Annotated in this window: 20 protein-coding genes; 12 read left to right on the top strand and 8 right to left on the bottom strand. The window is 36.8% G+C overall.

Annotated elements, in window-relative coordinates; genetic code table 11:
- Window positions 1-11: 11 nt before the first annotated feature.
- A complete protein-coding gene (locus AAFX60_016975) occupies window positions 12-1,250 on the bottom strand; it encodes an OFA family MFS transporter (protein XDF80074.1) in 1,239 nt (412 codons plus the stop codon).
- 315 nt (window positions 1,251-1,565) lie between these two features.
- On the opposite strand from AAFX60_016975, the gene AAFX60_016970 reads away from it, so the two are divergent.
- From AAFX60_016970 to AAFX60_016955, 4 genes are all read left to right on the top strand, one after another.
- A complete protein-coding gene (locus AAFX60_016970; GenBank protein ID XDF80073.1) occupies window positions 1,566-2,117 on the top strand; it encodes a DUF3332 domain-containing protein in 552 nt (183 codons plus the stop codon).
- Between the two features lie 325 nt (window positions 2,118-2,442).
- A complete protein-coding gene (locus tag AAFX60_016965) occupies window positions 2,443-2,808 on the top strand; it encodes an NADH:ubiquinone oxidoreductase (GenBank protein XDF80072.1) in 366 nt (121 codons plus the stop codon).
- Window positions 2,809-2,943: 135 nt separating this feature from the next.
- Window positions 2,944-3,948, top strand: a complete 1,005-nt coding sequence (locus AAFX60_016960) for a response regulator (protein XDF80071.1) — start codon at window positions 2,944-2,946, stop codon at window positions 3,946-3,948.
- On the top strand, window positions 3,948-4,391 hold the full coding sequence (locus AAFX60_016955; protein XDF80070.1) for a PAS domain-containing protein: 444 nt from the start codon (window positions 3,948-3,950) through the stop codon (window positions 4,389-4,391). Before AAFX60_016960 ends, AAFX60_016955 begins: the two co-directional genes overlap by 1 nt.
- A 64-nt stretch (window positions 4,392-4,455) precedes the next feature.
- Here the strand turns inward: AAFX60_016955 and AAFX60_016950 are convergent, their stop codons facing one another.
- Entirely contained in the window at window positions 4,456-4,764 is a 309-nt protein-coding gene (locus AAFX60_016950; GenBank protein ID XDF80069.1) for a DUF496 family protein, read from the bottom strand.
- A gap of 99 nt (window positions 4,765-4,863) precedes the next feature.
- Entirely contained in the window at window positions 4,864-5,283 is a 420-nt protein-coding gene (locus tag AAFX60_016945) for a polymer-forming cytoskeletal protein (GenBank protein ID XDF80068.1), read from the bottom strand.
- A gap of 151 nt (window positions 5,284-5,434) precedes the next feature.
- Between AAFX60_016945 and AAFX60_016940 the strand changes: the two genes are divergently transcribed.
- Window positions 5,435-6,088, top strand: coding sequence for a DUF480 domain-containing protein (locus AAFX60_016940; protein XDF80067.1), 654 nt, complete (start codon window positions 5,435-5,437; stop codon window positions 6,086-6,088).
- Complete coding sequence (locus tag AAFX60_016935; GenBank protein ID XDF80066.1) at window positions 6,088-6,372, top strand: GIY-YIG nuclease family protein; 285 nt, start codon at window positions 6,088-6,090, stop codon at window positions 6,370-6,372. The genes AAFX60_016940 and AAFX60_016935 overlap by 1 nt, the downstream gene beginning before the upstream one ends.
- Here the strand turns inward: AAFX60_016935 and nadE are convergent.
- Complete coding sequence (gene nadE / locus AAFX60_016930; protein XDF80065.1) at window positions 6,369-7,199, bottom strand: ammonia-dependent NAD(+) synthetase; 831 nt, start codon at window positions 7,197-7,199, stop codon at window positions 6,369-6,371. The genes AAFX60_016935 and nadE overlap by 4 nt on opposite strands.
- Before the next feature lie 154 nt (window positions 7,200-7,353).
- On the opposite strand from nadE, the gene AAFX60_016925 reads away from it, so the two are divergent.
- Together AAFX60_016925 and AAFX60_016920 are read left to right on the top strand one after the other, a co-directional pair.
- Entirely contained in the window at window positions 7,354-7,866 is a 513-nt protein-coding gene (locus tag AAFX60_016925; protein XDF80064.1) for a nicotinate-nicotinamide nucleotide adenylyltransferase, read from the top strand.
- 18 nt (window positions 7,867-7,884) lie between these two features.
- Complete coding sequence (locus tag AAFX60_016920) at window positions 7,885-8,382, top strand: hypothetical protein (GenBank protein ID XDF80063.1); 498 nt, start codon at window positions 7,885-7,887, stop codon at window positions 8,380-8,382.
- Window positions 8,383-8,418: 36 nt separating this feature from the next.
- Here AAFX60_016920 and AAFX60_016915 read toward each other — a convergent pair whose 3' ends face one another.
- Window positions 8,419-9,039, bottom strand: a complete 621-nt coding sequence (locus AAFX60_016915; protein ID XDF80062.1) for a hypothetical protein — start codon at window positions 9,037-9,039, stop codon at window positions 8,419-8,421.
- Between the two features lie 180 nt (window positions 9,040-9,219).
- Between AAFX60_016915 and AAFX60_016910 the strand changes: the two genes are divergently transcribed.
- Window positions 9,220-10,347 (top strand): 1-acyl-sn-glycerol-3-phosphate acyltransferase, encoded by a 1,128-nt coding sequence (locus AAFX60_016910; GenBank protein XDF80061.1) that lies wholly within the window; start codon window positions 9,220-9,222, stop codon window positions 10,345-10,347.
- A gap of 1 nt (window position 10,348) precedes the next feature.
- Here AAFX60_016910 and AAFX60_016905 read toward each other — a convergent pair whose 3' ends face one another.
- The gene (locus tag AAFX60_016905) at window positions 10,349-11,272 is read right to left on the bottom strand and encodes a LysR family transcriptional regulator (protein XDF80060.1); all 924 of its coding nucleotides are present in this window, start codon (window positions 11,270-11,272) and stop codon (window positions 10,349-10,351) included.
- Window positions 11,273-11,311: 39 nt separating this feature from the next.
- Window positions 11,312-11,926 carry a hypothetical protein gene (locus tag AAFX60_016900; protein XDF80059.1) on the bottom strand — a complete coding sequence of 205 codons (615 nt, stop codon included), beginning with the start codon at window positions 11,924-11,926 and terminating at the stop codon, window positions 11,312-11,314.
- Window positions 11,927-12,123: 197 nt separating this feature from the next.
- On the opposite strand from AAFX60_016900, the gene AAFX60_016895 reads away from it, so the two are divergent.
- Window positions 12,124-12,330: a cold-shock protein gene (locus AAFX60_016895; GenBank protein XDF80058.1), complete on the top strand. Its 207-nt coding sequence runs from the start codon at window positions 12,124-12,126 to the stop codon at window positions 12,328-12,330.
- A gap of 69 nt (window positions 12,331-12,399) precedes the next feature.
- Here AAFX60_016895 and AAFX60_016890 read toward each other — a convergent pair whose 3' ends face one another.
- Window positions 12,400-12,696, bottom strand: coding sequence for a YfcZ/YiiS family protein (locus tag AAFX60_016890; GenBank protein XDF80057.1), 297 nt, complete (start codon window positions 12,694-12,696; stop codon window positions 12,400-12,402).
- Window positions 12,697-13,153: 457 nt separating this feature from the next.
- On the opposite strand from AAFX60_016890, the gene AAFX60_016885 reads away from it, so the two are divergent.
- Complete coding sequence (locus AAFX60_016885) at window positions 13,154-13,615, top strand: TetR/AcrR family transcriptional regulator (protein XDF80056.1); 462 nt, start codon at window positions 13,154-13,156, stop codon at window positions 13,613-13,615.
- A 95-nt stretch (window positions 13,616-13,710) separates the two neighbouring features.
- On the top strand, window positions 13,711-15,069 hold the full coding sequence (locus AAFX60_016880) for a TolC family protein (protein ID XDF80055.1): 1,359 nt from the start codon (window positions 13,711-13,713) through the stop codon (window positions 15,067-15,069).
- Window positions 15,070-15,073: the final 4 nt, after the last annotated feature.

The raw sequence follows: 15,073 nt of genomic DNA, 5'->3' as shown, positions 1-15,073 counted from the left end.
ATTGAATAATATTAAACTGTAGCAGGGCTTAGTTGTTGTGCTTTCTCTTCAGAGATAGGCTTAGTAACTAGAGCTAGAATAATTGCAACACCAACCATCGCAGCAGAGATGGTGTACGCTAGAGCATAGTCGCCACCTTGAGTCATTGAGAAACCAACAACTGCAGCACCGATAGCACCACCAATACCCCATGAAGTGTATAGAACACCGTAGTTAGTACCGTAGTTTTTCAGACCGTAGAACTCAGCAGTAAGTGATGGGAATACGGCTAACAGTGTACCGTAACCAACAGCAGCAACAGCTGTACCGATGATTAGCATTACTTCATTGTCGTACATGCTAAATAGAGCCATGTTCGCACCTTGAAGCACAAATGCGATAAGTAATGTTTTAACACCACCGATCTTATCAGAAAGCATACCAGCAGCAACACGACCGCCTGAATTGAATACAGCAAGTAGAGAAGCTAAGTAAACCGCATTCGGTAGGTTTGCTTGCATGCTTGCAATTGTTGTGATGTTACCAATGATCATAAGACCAGCTGACGCTGCAAACGCATACATGATCCATAATGAGTAAAACTGTGGTGTTTTAAGCATTGCTTTCCAGTTTAGATCCATTGGCTTACGAGTTGTTACTGGCGCTTTACCAGCTTTAACTTTAGGCTCTTCTGGTTGGTAACCTTCTGGTGGGTTATTGATCGTTGTCGCTAAAGGAACAGCGATAATAAGAATGGCTACACCAAGAACTAAAAAGCTTGTTTGAATACCATACATAGAGATAAGCGCTGATGTTACAGGCGCTAAATAGATAGCAGCTAAACCAAAACCAGCAGCAATTAAGCCGTTTACCATACCTTTCTTAGAAGGGTGGAACCATTTCATTGCAGACGGAGCTAAACATGCATAACCAAAACCAATACCAGCACCAGTCATGATACCGAAAGTGATGTTAAGCATGAATACAGTTTCAGCAAAGCTTGAAGCGATCATACCTAGACCAACTAGAACCGTACCGAAAATAAGAATTAAGCGAGGACCCATGCGGTCTTGAAGAATACCGGCAACTAAAAGACAGATTGAAAAAGTGATCGTTGCAGTCGCATAAGGTTGAGACGCTTGAGACGCAGTCCATCCCATATCAGTTACAAGTGCTTTATTAAATACGCTCCATGCGTAAAGAATTCCTAAACATAGGTTAATGCAAAAGCCTGCTAGCAGGATACGCATTGCTTTATCGATATTTTTCATCGTTTTCTCAGTGAGTTGAAAGTTTATTACAATTAATTCTTGAATAATTAACTGCTGTTTTTAGAAATATGACACGTGTCACGTAAAACTGCGCGGAGTTTATCAGCACTTTTTATTTATTGGAATAGGTTGTATGAAAATTACACCACATTTTTTCAATCTAATATTTCACTTTTATTGACGTCATATATTTGACGATCATGCGGCATTATTCTGTCAGTTTTTTGTAAAATATTGATGTTGGGTCTGTTTTTACAAATAATTACTTGATAATATGCGGTGCGTTAACAACAACACTAATAAATAGAGAATATTATGAACTTTAAAAAGATGAAAATAGCTGTAGCAGTGGCGCTAGGCGTGACTACTTTAACTGGTTGTATGGGTCAAATGGGTGTTACTCAACTTGTTACTTTTGGTAACTTAAAAGCAGTTGATAACCGTTACGGCCGTGCTGGACTTTATATTCTACTTGCTCCTGTTTATGGTATTTCAGCAGCAGCTGACTTATTTATCTTTAACTCAATCGAATTCTGGACTGGTAAAAACATCATCACAGGTAAGAGCCCTGCGATCGTAGATAAAGATGTTGGCGGTGCTGTATTTAAAGTTAACGACAAAATCGACGCATCAATGACAAAAGCACCAGTTGCACCTTTACAAGTTAACAACAACGTTAAGAGCACAGCTGTTGAACAAATCGATGCAAACACGCTTGAAATGCACGTTGCATTACTAGATGGTACTCAACAAGTACTTCGTGGCGAAAAAGTAGATGATAGTGTTGCATTCTACCTAGACGGTAAACACATCACTACAGTACAAATTTCAGAATTAGAAAACTACGTAGCAGCAACTCAAGCTTAATCTGCGTTTTATCTATTTTTTAAAAGCATCCTAGAAATAGGGTGCTTTTTTTATGCCTCATTTCAAATATTTTATAAATATATTCCTCTTATTAAATTAATCAAAATTAACCATTCATTAACATATGATGCATCAATAATAAGACTTTTCTATTAGCTATCGCATCTATGGTTTGTTGTTCATTTCAATTCACTATTAATGAAACATCTATGTAACAATTATCCATTTTTTACATACTTGAATTTTAAATTAAAAGCGATAGAATGCAGCGGAAACAAAGATTTCAAATTTGAAAGGATGCTCCAATTTTTCATTTGAGGTGTTTATGAAATTACTTCTAATTTTTTTAATATCAACTATCGGTGGTGTTGCAGCTGCTGAGCATTTTCATTCTTTCATTTTAGGCTTAAGTATTGCTACATTAGCGGTAGGGTGCTGTCACTGGTTTGCATTTCGAACGACCAAGTATCCTCAACTTGCAATGTTAATGCTGGTTTTAGGCTTATTCGCAAAAATTACAGTAACCATAACGGGCGTGATCATTGGTATGAACGCAGAGTTAATCTCATCACCGTTTATTTTTGCTGTTTCATATTTATTCTTTTCCATTGTTGCAACTTACCTTTGGTTTAAGATTAAAGATGCAAAAATCTCGAAGCCATTACTAAAGAAGTACTTGAGAACAGCCTAAATAAAGTATCAAGTAACTGACGACAAAGGAGCTTTTAAGGCTCCTTTTTCATGTCTTATATATTCTTTACCGTATTCATGGCCTATAATCCTTGCTATAGTGCAGTAATAGATTTATTAATTAAGGTTCAAATAGATGGCCATTTCCATCTTAATCTGTGACGATTCCGCTCTGGCTCGTAAACAACTATCCCGTGTAATACCTGTATCATGGGGAGCAAATATCGAGTTTGCTCAACATGGTTGGGACGCTATTCATAAATTAGAAGCCAATACCTTTGATATTCTTTTTCTTGATTTAACCATGCCTGAGTTAGATGGCTACGGTACGCTTGAAGAAATTCAAAAACGTAACATTGCCATTTCTACCGTTGTTGTTTCTGGTGATATACAACCTAAAGCACAACAACGAGTTGCTGAACTGGGTGCAAAAGCCTTCATCAAAAAACCATTAGATAAAGCGACCTTAATCTCAACATTACATAATATTGGTATTCAACCAGAAAAACCTGCAAGCTATCAAGTGCAGTCGGTTCAACCAATTCAGTTGCGACGTCGAGATGTTTATCTTGAGGTGGCAAACGTAGCAATAGGGCGAGCAGCAGATTCATTAGCAAGACACTTTGATGTATTTGTGCACATGCCACTTCCAAACGTCAATTTATTCGAAATGAGTGAATTACAAATGACATTACGCCACTTAGCGACGAATGAACATATGTCAGGTGTGTGCCAAGGGTTTAGTGGTGAGGGTATCGCTGGTGAAGCTTTGATTTTATTAAGTGATTCAAGCGTATCCGATTTGTTGAGCTTAATGGATTACCCTGAAAGTGACGATGCAAGTTTAGAGCTTGAGCTATTGATGGATGTTTCAAACATTTTGGTCGGAGCTTTCCTTAAAGGGATTGGGGAGCAAGCAGAAGTGCGTTTTTTCCAAAGTGCACCAGTACTGCTTGGTCAGCATATTTCTATAGATAGTGTTGTTGAATCAACCAAAGGGACATTCAACCGTATCATGGCTTTTGAAGTGAGCTATAACATTGATGGCACACAAATTAAATGCGATATGCTATTAATGATAGTTGATGAATCATTACCAATTTTAGACAACAAACTTGCTTACCTATTGGATGACGAATAATGAATGGGATCCCAGCTGAATTTGAACAGTTTCATTGGATGGTCGATATGGTGCAAAACGTCGATATCGGACTAATCGTAGTCGATAAAGAATTTAATGTGCACTTATGGAATGGATTCATGACGCATCATAGTGGAAAGCAAGCCCATGATGTGATGACAAAATCATTGTTCGATTTATTTCCAGAAATAAACGAAGCTTGGTTTAAGGCCAAAACAAAACCTGTATTTGAACTAGGAACAAGAAGTTTTATTACTTGGCGTCAAAAGCCGTACTTGTTTCGTTGTCGTAATGTTCGACCAATTACTCAACAAAGTGAGTTTATGTATCAGAATGTCACATTGAATCCAATGCGAAGTACAACTGGAGAAATCAAATCAATGTTTCTAGCGGTTGAAGACGTAACTGCAGAAGCTTTGGCTGAGCGATTAAACCAAAAATAATATCTAAGTATAAACAAAAAAAAGGAGGCAAATTTAGCCTCCTTTTTTCATCATAAATAAGCGATTATTTGTTCGCTTTTTTATCAGCTTCTGTAAGTTCACGGATCTTACGGCTGATATCACGACGAGATTTAGAGATTTCAGCACTTTTGATGATGTGATCATCAACACGGTCTTCGTAGTCAGCTTTCATGTTTTCAACAACTGCAATAACTTCAGCTGTAGTCATAGTAGGGTGAATGTAATCAAGCATGTTTTCTAGAAGCGTTACACGCTTTTGGTTATCACGAATTTTCTTTTGGTTGTCTTGAAGTTCACGCTTCAGTTTGTTTTTACGACGAGCTTGGTTGATGATTTCAAAAACGTTGTTCATTTCAATTTCCTATAATATTTAATAGCTTCTATCTTGATTAAATCATAAATGCGATAGCGAAAACAATAACAAGATCAATACAGTGTTAAAAAGATGGTATTACGCAGATTTTGAGCTATCTTCACTTGCTTCTTTGTCTAGGTCTCTGTTTGGAGAAATCTTAGTTACATTTTCAACTTCAACAACTTCAAGGTTTTCACCAATTAACAAACCACCTTTATCGATAGTAAGATGCTGAGTTTGCATGGTTCCCTTAAATTTACCTTTAGCTTGAATATTCACTTCGCCACCTTGGCAAGTTCCTTCAACCAAACCATTAATCAAAACTAATCCCGCTTTGATATCGCCCTGAACTCTCCCAGTAGGAGTAACAATCACTTCAGCTTCAGTTGCAATATTACCTTGAACATAGCCATCAATTTGGATGCTTTGTTCTGATTCTAGATTACCGATGATACGGCAACCTTTTGCAACGATAGATAAAGATGCCGAGGTAGACCGACTACTAAAAAGGCCCATGAGTGTTTCTCCAATTGATATTAATTTAACTTAAGAATACTATCATGAATAGAATATAGCGTATCTACTAATTGATTAGTTAATAACATATTTTAACCGCTTAGCTCACACTTACGTCATTTTAGGCGGTTATAAGCAAGGAAAAGATAAAATGAGAATATTTAGCGAGACTGAGATCCGTATTATCGGCTGTTTAATTGAAAAAGAAATCACAACACCAGAGCAATATCCATTAACTCTCAATGCATTAACAACTGCCTGTAATCAAAAAAGTAATCGTGACCCTGTAACATCACTAGCGGATTCTGATGTCCTAGACAGTGTGAATGCACTGATCCAAGAACGTATCATTACTGATGAAACACGAGGTAATTCACGTGTAGCGAAATACCAACACCGTTTCTGTAATACCGAATTTGGTAGTCTTAAACTCTCTAAGCAAGAACTCGCTGTTTTATGTGTTTTGTTTTTACGTGGCCCGCAAACACCAGGCGAACTTCGTACTAGAACACAGCGCTTATGTGAATTTGATAACGTAGCTCAAGTTGAAAACGTATTAAATGGTCTTTCTGCAGATGAACACAGCCCTAAAGTTATCAAATTAGCAAAAGAACCAGGAAAAAGAGAAGCACGTTTTGCTCATTTATTCTGTGGGGAAGTCAGTCAAGCAACAGCAACGGTTCAACAGGCACCTTCAGAATCACATGATAATGAACGTATTGTGGCACTCGAATCAGATGTAGCTGATTTAAAACTCGAAGTAGAAGAACTAAAGAAACTTATCAACAATTTACTTGATAAATAATGACTGAAAAAAAGAACACATGGTTTATCTACCTGATAAGAACTCGGGTAGGTAGCTTGTATTGCGGCATTACTAATAATTTAGAACGACGCTTTAAAATGCATCAAAATGGGAAAGGGGCAAAATACCTTAAAGGAAAAGGGCCTTTGACCTTAGTTTGGCAACACGACGTTGAAAATAAATCCATTGCTTTAAAATACGAATATCGTATAAAAAAGATGACTAAAGCCTCAAAAGAAGCCTTAGTCATTAATCAAATACCATTACCAACTATTAATGATTAATCATAAATAGTTGGGATAGGCTTACGTTTATGCTGAGACATTTGGTAGATTTTAATTAATCGAGCTTCTGCATCAGCATCAATTTTTTTACCTTCCAAAAAGTCATCAATTTGATCATAGCTAACAGATAAAGCATCTTCGTCCGCTTTCTGTGGTGCTAACTCTTCTAAATCCGCAGTTGGTACTTTTTTAACTAACTGCTCTGGTGCACCTAATTGCGCTGCAACCTCACGAACTTGGCGTTTATTTAAACCAAACAAAGGCGCTAAGTCACACGCACCATCACCAAATTTAGTATAAAAGCCCGTAATATTTTCAGCAGAGTGATCAGTGCCTAATACCAAACCACCGACATAGCCTGCAACTTCGTATTGAGCAATCATACGAGCACGAGCCTTAACATTACCTTTTACAAAATCGATTTTTACGCTGTCGGTTGGCAATAAACCCGTATCTTTAAGTGCGATGTGATTAGCTGAATGTAGACCATCAACACCGTCTTTAATATTAATACTAATAGAGTGGGTCGGTTGAATAAATTGGAGTGCTAGTTGTGCTTCATCTTCATCTTGTTGGATACCATAAGGAAGACGAACTGCGATAAATTGATAATCAGAACTTTGAGTCTCAAGGTTAAGTTCGTTTACGGCAAGTTGAGCTAAACGACCACAAGTTGTCGAATCAACACCACCACTGATACCAAGAATTAACGATTTACAGTGAGCTTCAAGCAATTTACCTTTAATAAAGTCCACACGTTTTTTGATCTCTTCAACAGGGTCAATTGACACCTTTACTTTCATTTCTTCAACAATTTGCTGCTGCATTACTCATTCCTTTGCTCATTCGAGTCTTATTTACGATTAATGTTGATTAATAATACTGAAATAATGTAATTAATAATAGAGAAATGATACATGGCATAGCCTTTGACAAAATTTTCACTTATGCTGTTTATAATCAAATTGATAGGAAGTTTGTATGAAGATTGCTGTATTTGGAAGCGCGTTTAATCCGCCATCTCTTGGTCATAAAAGCGTTATCGAGCGTCTTGGGCATTTTGATAGAGTATTACTCGTACCGAGTATTGCCCATGCTTGGGGAAAAACCATGCTTTCATTTGATACTCGTGTAGAAATGTTGAATGAATTTGCTAAAGATTTAATTATCAAAAATGTCGAAATCTCGACATTAGAAAAAGAGATTTACATTCCAGATCAGAGCGTAACTACATTTTCACTGCTAAATAGACTTCAAGAAAATGAAAAAAACGCCGATATAACTTTCATAATAGGACCCGACAACCTATTACAATTTGCTAAGTTTCATAAGTCAGACGAAATAGTAAAACGTTGGTCTGTCATGGCATGTCCTGAAACAGTTGCGATCCGCAGCACAGACATAAGGAATGCAATTGGTGACAATATGGAAATTAGCCACTTAACAACACCGCATGTTGCGGATTATATAAAGAAACATCGATTATACGAGTAACAATAAATGAAGAAACAAGTGAGTTTACTTAGTCTGCTTTTCTTACTGCCTTTAAATGTGAGTGCAGGGAATAAGGCCACTTGTTTTCAGGAAAGTTACGATAGTTATTCTCGTGAAATTTACTCTTCAACCTCATCATGTTTAATCCCACTGTTTGAAGTAAATCAGTTCATTAATCAACTAACTAGTATGACCAATAGAATTGAAAGTGAAGTGTTTGAAGAGCCTACCTTCTGGGAGAACTGGGCATACAGTACTGGTGATGACCCATTACTAACAGGTTATTTAAGTGATAGTGCTGTTGGATTTACCGTTTGGCAACCAGAAGAGTATTACGATAAAAAAATTGAAGAGTTTGAATCTTATGGCGAATGGCTTGAAAGCCACGGTTTACAGTTGAGTTTAGCGTTTGGTGGCGAGAAAAAAGGCAAAAGCGCACGATTTCGTATTGATTATCGCTGGCACGATAAAGCGGATGATCAGGTCTTTATGCAATTTGAAGTGCCTTTTCAGTAACCATCAAATTCATAAAGACCTTATTAGAGCAGGGTGTTACTCACTTAAAATAGTAAAAGCCTGCTCCATTAATTGAACGTTACCCTCAAACAGTCTTTCCGCAATAACATCCATTTTACCGCCTGATTTTCTCATTTTGTCAGCTTCACGAACTTTTAATAGCATCATCATATCGGCAGATAAATTTACTTGCGAAGGAGCAGCACTTTTCGCTAATTCTGCAACATAATGCGTTATCGCACTGGATTTATCAGAAAGTGATGTGTGACAAGTCGAATCCAAGATCTCATCCTGAATCACCGATAATAGACGTTGCTGTGCTTCGTTACTGATAGTTTTCGTTTGAAGCTTATTTAAAGCAGCACAAAGCAATGGTGTCGAGTAAAGATAGCCGCCTTGGTGTGGCAAGTTTTCACGAGTTCTTATAGAAAAACAAATTCTAGAAATGGTCGAATTAGGAACCACGGTTTCTGAGATTAAAGAGTCGAACGGCAGCCAAAACATCTCTCCGGCTTCAACTAAATATTCCCACTTGCCAAGACGAATTAGCATTGCGCCAGATTCAACCGAAACCAGTTCGTAATGATTTTTCTTCTTACGAGCAGTGTAAAAAAGCGTAGTAAGTGTGTCTGACTCAAATGTAATAGCGTTTTTCATATCGACCTCTAAATTGAAGTGCGTAACTTTACTGGTTTCCATTAAAAAATCAATGCATTCTCATGCTTTATCATTGATTTGAGCCCCAATGGTACGACCTCTGAAATTGATCACGTACAACGACATAAAAATCAAGTAGAATATGCGCTTATTCCATTTTCGGTAACCAGAAGTCCAAACATGACCACACAAGATATCTATCAAGAAATTCGTCCATATAACGACAACGAAGTGCCTGCGGCTATTGAGCGATTAATTTCTGATGATGAATTTATAACAGCCATTCTTCACTACAAATTTCCATCAGCATCTAAGTTTTTGTTTTGGCTTCTTGCTCCATTACTACGTTACAAATTACGTAGCACATTATCAAAAATCAAAACAGTTGAAGATGTGCAAATTAATGTTGCAAAGTATTTGAATAAAACCATCAAAACCACAACAGGTGGTATTACTCATTCAGGTCTTGATAAATTAGATCCAGAACAATCTTACTTGTTCGTATCTAATCACCGTGATATTGCAATGGATCCAGCATTAATGAACTGGGTTTTATACAACAACAAAATGCAGACGGTACGTATTGCTATTGGTGACAACCTATTAAAGAAAGCGTGCAGTACTGAGTTAATGAAACTGAATAAAAGTTTTATTGTTAAACGCTCAGCAAAAGCACCACGTCAAATGCTTCAAGCATTAGGCTTATTATCTTCATACATCAAACATTCGCTAGAAACCAATAATTCAATTTGGATTGCCCAAAAAGAAGGTCGAGCGAAAGACGGTAATGATTTTACAGACCCAGCTATTTTAAAAATGTTTCATGTAGAAGGGCGTAAGCGTAAAGAAAGTTTCGCTGATTACATGAACGGTTTAAATATTGTTCCCGTATCGATTTCATACGAAAATGATCCACTGGATCTTCAAAAGGCGAAAGAGCTGAATGCATTAGCAACTCAAGGCTCTTATGAAAAAGGCGAGTTTGAGGATATCGATAGCATTATTAAAGGTATCATCGGCAATAAAAAACGCATCCACATTCATTTTGGTGACGTTGTAACTAACGCACCTGAAAATGCAGATGAATTAGCGGTCGAGATGGATAAGCAAATCACACAAAACTACCACTTATTCCCAATCAATTACGCTGCTGCAAATGTTGAATCAAATGATGTTAATCAAGGCGTAATCAACGAGTTGAATGAAAAACTCGCTCAATTAACAGAAGAAGAAAAGCCTTATCTACGTGCGCTTTACGCTAATCCGGTTAATAACGCACAGAAAAGCAAAACTGAACCTAGCTTATAAATCAGTTAAATAGCTTTTTATCCCAATGAGGAGGATTACCAACTTGTTGGGATAAGAAGTCAATAAAGGTTCTTACCTTAGGAGGCAAATGCTGTCTCCTTGGGTATACCGCATAAATCGGTAACTTCATATCTGCCTGCCATTCTTTTAATAATCGAACTAAACTGCCATTATCAAATTCATTTTCTAATAAATAGCTTGCTAAGTATGCGATACCTGCACCGGCTTTTGTTGCGTCTAAAATGGCAGAAGCATTATCAATTTTAAAGTTACTTTGAACATTAACTACTTGGTGTACACCATCGCGGGTGAACTCCCAATCATTAAATCTTCGTTCGTTACTTTGATAGGTAATGCATTTATGTTTTACCAATTCAGCAGGACGTGTAGGACAGCCATGTTGTTCAATGTAACCAGGAGAAGCCGCAACAACAAATCGACAATCGGCTATTTTTCTTGCGACCATACCTTCTGGTAAATCATCATGAATTGCAATCCAGCAATCTAAACCATCTTCAAGTAGTTTTGGTTTATGATCAAAAAGACTCACTTCGAGTTCAATTTCAGGAAACTGTGCTTGGAATTCAGCTAGAGCATGAATAATGTGGCTGTTGCCAAACGATTGAGCAATCCCAACTTTAAATACACCAGAGATCCTACCGTGATGGGCATCAAGTAGAGCATCAGCTTCATAAGCAATATCGATTAATTTTTGACAATACTCCGCATACTGGCTGCCTAACTCCGTAATGGAAACAGAGCGATTATTACGTTGAACCAGTTGGCAATCTAATCGCGTTTCTAACGCTTTAACTTGTTTGGATACATGAGATTTAGATATCCCAAGCTTTTCTGCTGCTCGAGTAAAATTTAATTCATTTGCTACGGTAGCAAAAATGACCATCTCGTGTAGGTTGTCTAACATAATACTGCCCATAATATTTTTTATGAGCTTATTGTAATGCTACTTAAAAATATAACCATCAACTTTTATGGTTTCTGGGAATTCAGTAATTTGTTGACCACCTAAATAAATGTTGCCTTTTACAACTAAATCATCAGGAAGCGTTGTGATTTTTGAATAACCTAAATATAGATTACCTGTAACAGTTAGCTGTTTCGGTAATTGAGTAAGGGGAGTTCTAATTACACTTAAGTCACCATTAACCGTTAATCGTTGTGGTAATTCGGTCACGCCAGAACCAGCAAAATTAATAAAGCCTGCCACTTTAATACCACGAGGGTAACGTTTTAGTTCAGTCGTACCAGCTAAGTTTAGGTAACCCTCAACCTTAGTGCCTCTAGGAATTGACTTAATCACGGTGTTAGCTAAATTTAAGTTACCTTTAACAATAAGACCTTTTGGTAGTTTTTTTATTTGGCTGTTCGCAAGATTCAAATTACCTTTAAGAACAAGGTCATCAGGTAACTCTGTATAATCTGTGTTTCTAAGCGTAATATTTCCATAACTATCAATATGATTAATTAAACGGTGCTTATTTAGCTTTTCTGCATAAACTGGATTACTTAAAAATACACAGCCAATAAGGCCAGTTAGCAGGTAATTGAATTTAGACATAATTTTCACGGTAAATGAATCTCTTCCTATATTATCGACAAATTTGCAAATAAGTTTAATCTCAAATCAGTGATATAGGTCCTTATTTTACGTTTCATTTATGAAACTACTTTTGTTATAGTGAAATTCGGTAATGGATACCGAAGCGACAAATGTGTCACTAGTAAACTCAAATTTTTAAGGTTTAAGGAAACATCATGGCTAAAGCAACTGGTACTGTTAAATGGTTTAACGAAGAAAAAGGTTTTGGTTTTATTGCTCAAGAGAATGGACCTGATGTGTTCGCTCACTTTAGCCAAATTCAATCAGAAGGCTTCAAAACGTTAAAAGAAGGCCAAGCAGTGTCTTTCGATGTTGAGCAAGGTCAAAAAGGCCCGCAAGCAGCTAATATCGTAGCTCTTTAATAATACAGAATTAATAAAAAAGGCCCTCTAGGTAACTAGTTAGGGCCTTTTTTTCATTTTGAACAAAAGTTAACGACGTAGAGAACGTGTTTTTAATTCATAAATTAGTTTTTCTGCACTGCATGAAAACTTAAGACGAGCATGCAATTCTTTTTCATCTTCGGTAATTACAATACTGTGCTCAACGTCTGCACATACTTCTTTAGCCAATGCTAAGTAGTTAGAAAATTCAGATTCTAATAATACTTTATTGTCAGCGAAGATGCTTACTTCAGCAACATCATCACCTTCTTTAATCACAAAACCCATTTCTGCACTACAACCACATGCTTCACATGGTACGTTTTGTTCAACTTCAGAACTCATTGCTTGTATCCTCAATAGTAGTAGTAGGGTAATACTATGCTGCTTTTTATCAGAACTCTACCATTTTTATCATATTGAATATCTAGTTGCATAAAAGATAACATCTGAACAAAGAATTACGCACAGTTACTTAACTTGGGATGAATTTCTCAAAAAACGAACCTATATGACAAATTTTTGTAAGAATCAGCAGGCGTTTGTTGTAATTCAATACTGTATACCGCAAACTAGACTCTAAACGCTTTTTAGGCCACAACTTCGTATTTACGTTACATTTTTTATTTCTTACTTTTGAGAACGAATTTAACGGACAAGTTGTTATATGATGTTTAGAAAGTAATACACGATAAAAATAAATTATAAAAGGATTTGAATCTTACAAATCTACTAGATTGCATTATTAGTACATTTTTATGATTGATTTCTTAATGGACTAACCACTTAGAAGAGCTTTATTATGCCAAAAAGAAGTAAAGAAGATACTGAAATCACCATCCAGAAAATCATGGATGCGGTTATTGATCAACTATTACGCTTAGGCTATGACAAAATGTCGTACACAACACTAAGTCAACAGACTGGTGTTTCTAGAACCGGCATTAGCCATCATTTTCCAAAGAAAACGGATTTTACAGCAGCGTTAGATGGTCGTATTTTCCGTCTTTTTGCTGAGCGCCTTGATATGCAAGGTGACAAACAACAATTTATTGATAGCTGGATTTCATCCCTAGAAGACGAACAATTCCGAGCTATTTTACGTCTTTTGTTCCACCATATTGTAACATCAGCAAATGCACATGAATTTGCACATAACGGTATTGAGCGTCTATATAGCATGGTTGAAGATCTATATGGCGAAGAGAGTCGTAAAGATCTAGAGTGGTTAATAGGTCTATCTCTTATCCGAATGGCAAAATAAATCTGATTAAATGTATTAAAAGGCTTATCTTATAGATAAGCTTTTTTTTGCATCTAGGTTTATTTAGAGTATATACTCTATTTAACGGAGGGTTTATGCTAAAAATGACACGTGTCTCAATCTTAATTACTACATTACTATCAATATCAGTACAGGCTAAGTCTGTTGATTTCGATTCCGCTTGGAAAAATGTATTAAATAATCACAACGGTATTGCTGCTGAACGAATGAATGTACAGAGACAAGAGTCGTTGGCATCAGGAACGTCTGATTTAAACCTTCCTTCAATCACCTTAAGCGCAAATTACACTTATCTTGATGATGATGTAACGGTTTCTGCTGAACAAGTATGGAACAGTACGAATGCATCTATTCCATTTTTGCTTCCTAATCTAACATCAACGCTTTCTGAACGAGATATTTTTACCAGTTCCATTCGAGCCATTTGGCCAATTTTTACTGGCGGTCGGATTTCTGCAGCTGAAAGTGCAGCAGAAGGAAAAACAGCAGAAGCTCGTAGCCAACTATTAATGAAGCAACAAGCGTCTTATGAAGATTTGGCAAAGTATTACTTTAGTACCGTATTAGCGAAAGAAGTGGTTAATACTTATAGTGAAGTAGAGCAAGGCTTAGCAAAACATCGAGATAATGCGATTAAACTACAACAGCAAGGTCAAATTGCGAAAGTAGAGCGTCTACAGGCTGATGCTTCTTATGATAAAGCCAAAGTTGATTTACGAAAAGCTCAGCAAGATTACGACATCGCTAATGCAGCATTGGTTAGTATGTTACAAACAACAGAAACCGTAACCCCAGAAACTCAATTATTTATAAACAAATCACTGCCACAGTTAAATGCATTTGTGGATAGCACCCTCGATACTTATCCGGGCTTAGCGCTCTTAGATGCCAAAGAATTACAAGCAGAAAGCTTAGTTAAAGCAGAAAAGGGGCGTTATTACCCCGACGTCTACTTATATGGTAACTATAATCTGTATGAAGGCGACAGTTTATCAGCAGAAATAACACCTGATTGGCTTGTTGGTGTAGGAGTTAATGTCCCATTACTGGATAACAAAGGTCGCTCAGACAAAGTGGTTGCAGCACACAGTGCGATTCAACAGGTTAAATACTTAAAAACCCAAGCTAAACAAGACCTTGCGTTATTGGTTGAAAAGACATATCGAGAAGCACTCCAAGCGATTGATGAATATAACGGTTTGGCTTCAAGCTTAGAATTAGCCAAAGAAAATGTACAACTTCGTGAGAAAGCCTTCAAACAAGGGCTATCTACTTCTCTAGATGTGGTCGATGCTGAACTTTATCTTGCTAGCATTAAGACTCAACGTTCTTTAGCTTCATTTAATTATGTGATTTCTTTAGTTAAATTATTAGCACTAAGTAATCAAACAGACACTTTTGTACAATATCAACTACAGGCAAGACAAGGGTAAATAT

The sequence above is a fragment of the Aliivibrio fischeri genome (assembly GCA_038993745.2).
Lineage (GTDB): Bacteria > Pseudomonadota > Gammaproteobacteria > Enterobacterales > Vibrionaceae > Aliivibrio > Aliivibrio fischeri_B.
Note: the sequence above shows the minus strand (reverse complement) of the source record. Positions and strands in the feature narration are given on the sequence as shown.

Coding starts and splice junctions, on each gene's coding strand:
- AAFX60_016975 (XDF80074.1), bottom strand. CDS start 1,250: ATGAAAAATATCGATAAAGCAATGCGTATCCTGCTAGCAGGCTTTTGC.
- AAFX60_016970 (XDF80073.1), top strand. CDS start 1,566: ATGAACTTTAAAAAGATGAAAATAGCTGTAGCAGTGGCGCTAGGCGTG.
- AAFX60_016965 (XDF80072.1), top strand. CDS start 2,443: ATGAAATTACTTCTAATTTTTTTAATATCAACTATCGGTGGTGTTGCA.
- AAFX60_016960 (XDF80071.1), top strand. CDS start 2,944: ATGGCCATTTCCATCTTAATCTGTGACGATTCCGCTCTGGCTCGTAAA.
- AAFX60_016955 (XDF80070.1), top strand. CDS start 3,948: ATGAATGGGATCCCAGCTGAATTTGAACAGTTTCATTGGATGGTCGAT.
- AAFX60_016950 (XDF80069.1), bottom strand. CDS start 4,764: ATGAACAACGTTTTTGAAATCATCAACCAAGCTCGTCGTAAAAACAAA.
- AAFX60_016945 (XDF80068.1), bottom strand. CDS start 5,283: ATGGGCCTTTTTAGTAGTCGGTCTACCTCGGCATCTTTATCTATCGTT.
- AAFX60_016940 (XDF80067.1), top strand. CDS start 5,435: ATGAGAATATTTAGCGAGACTGAGATCCGTATTATCGGCTGTTTAATT.
- AAFX60_016935 (XDF80066.1), top strand. CDS start 6,088: ATGACTGAAAAAAAGAACACATGGTTTATCTACCTGATAAGAACTCGG.
- nadE (XDF80065.1), bottom strand. CDS start 7,199: ATGCAGCAGCAAATTGTTGAAGAAATGAAAGTAAAGGTGTCAATTGAC.
- AAFX60_016925 (XDF80064.1), top strand. CDS start 7,354: ATGAAGATTGCTGTATTTGGAAGCGCGTTTAATCCGCCATCTCTTGGT.
- AAFX60_016915 (XDF80062.1), bottom strand. CDS start 9,039: ATGAAAAACGCTATTACATTTGAGTCAGACACACTTACTACGCTTTTT.
- AAFX60_016910 (XDF80061.1), top strand. CDS start 9,220: ATGACCACACAAGATATCTATCAAGAAATTCGTCCATATAACGACAAC.
- AAFX60_016905 (XDF80060.1), bottom strand. CDS start 11,272: ATGTTAGACAACCTACACGAGATGGTCATTTTTGCTACCGTAGCAAAT.
- AAFX60_016900 (XDF80059.1), bottom strand. CDS start 11,926: ATGTCTAAATTCAATTACCTGCTAACTGGCCTTATTGGCTGTGTATTT.
- AAFX60_016895 (XDF80058.1), top strand. CDS start 12,124: ATGGCTAAAGCAACTGGTACTGTTAAATGGTTTAACGAAGAAAAAGGT.
- AAFX60_016890 (XDF80057.1), bottom strand. CDS start 12,696: ATGAGTTCTGAAGTTGAACAAAACGTACCATGTGAAGCATGTGGTTGT.
- AAFX60_016885 (XDF80056.1), top strand. CDS start 13,154: ATGCCAAAAAGAAGTAAAGAAGATACTGAAATCACCATCCAGAAAATC.
- AAFX60_016880 (XDF80055.1), top strand. CDS start 13,711: ATGCTAAAAATGACACGTGTCTCAATCTTAATTACTACATTACTATCA.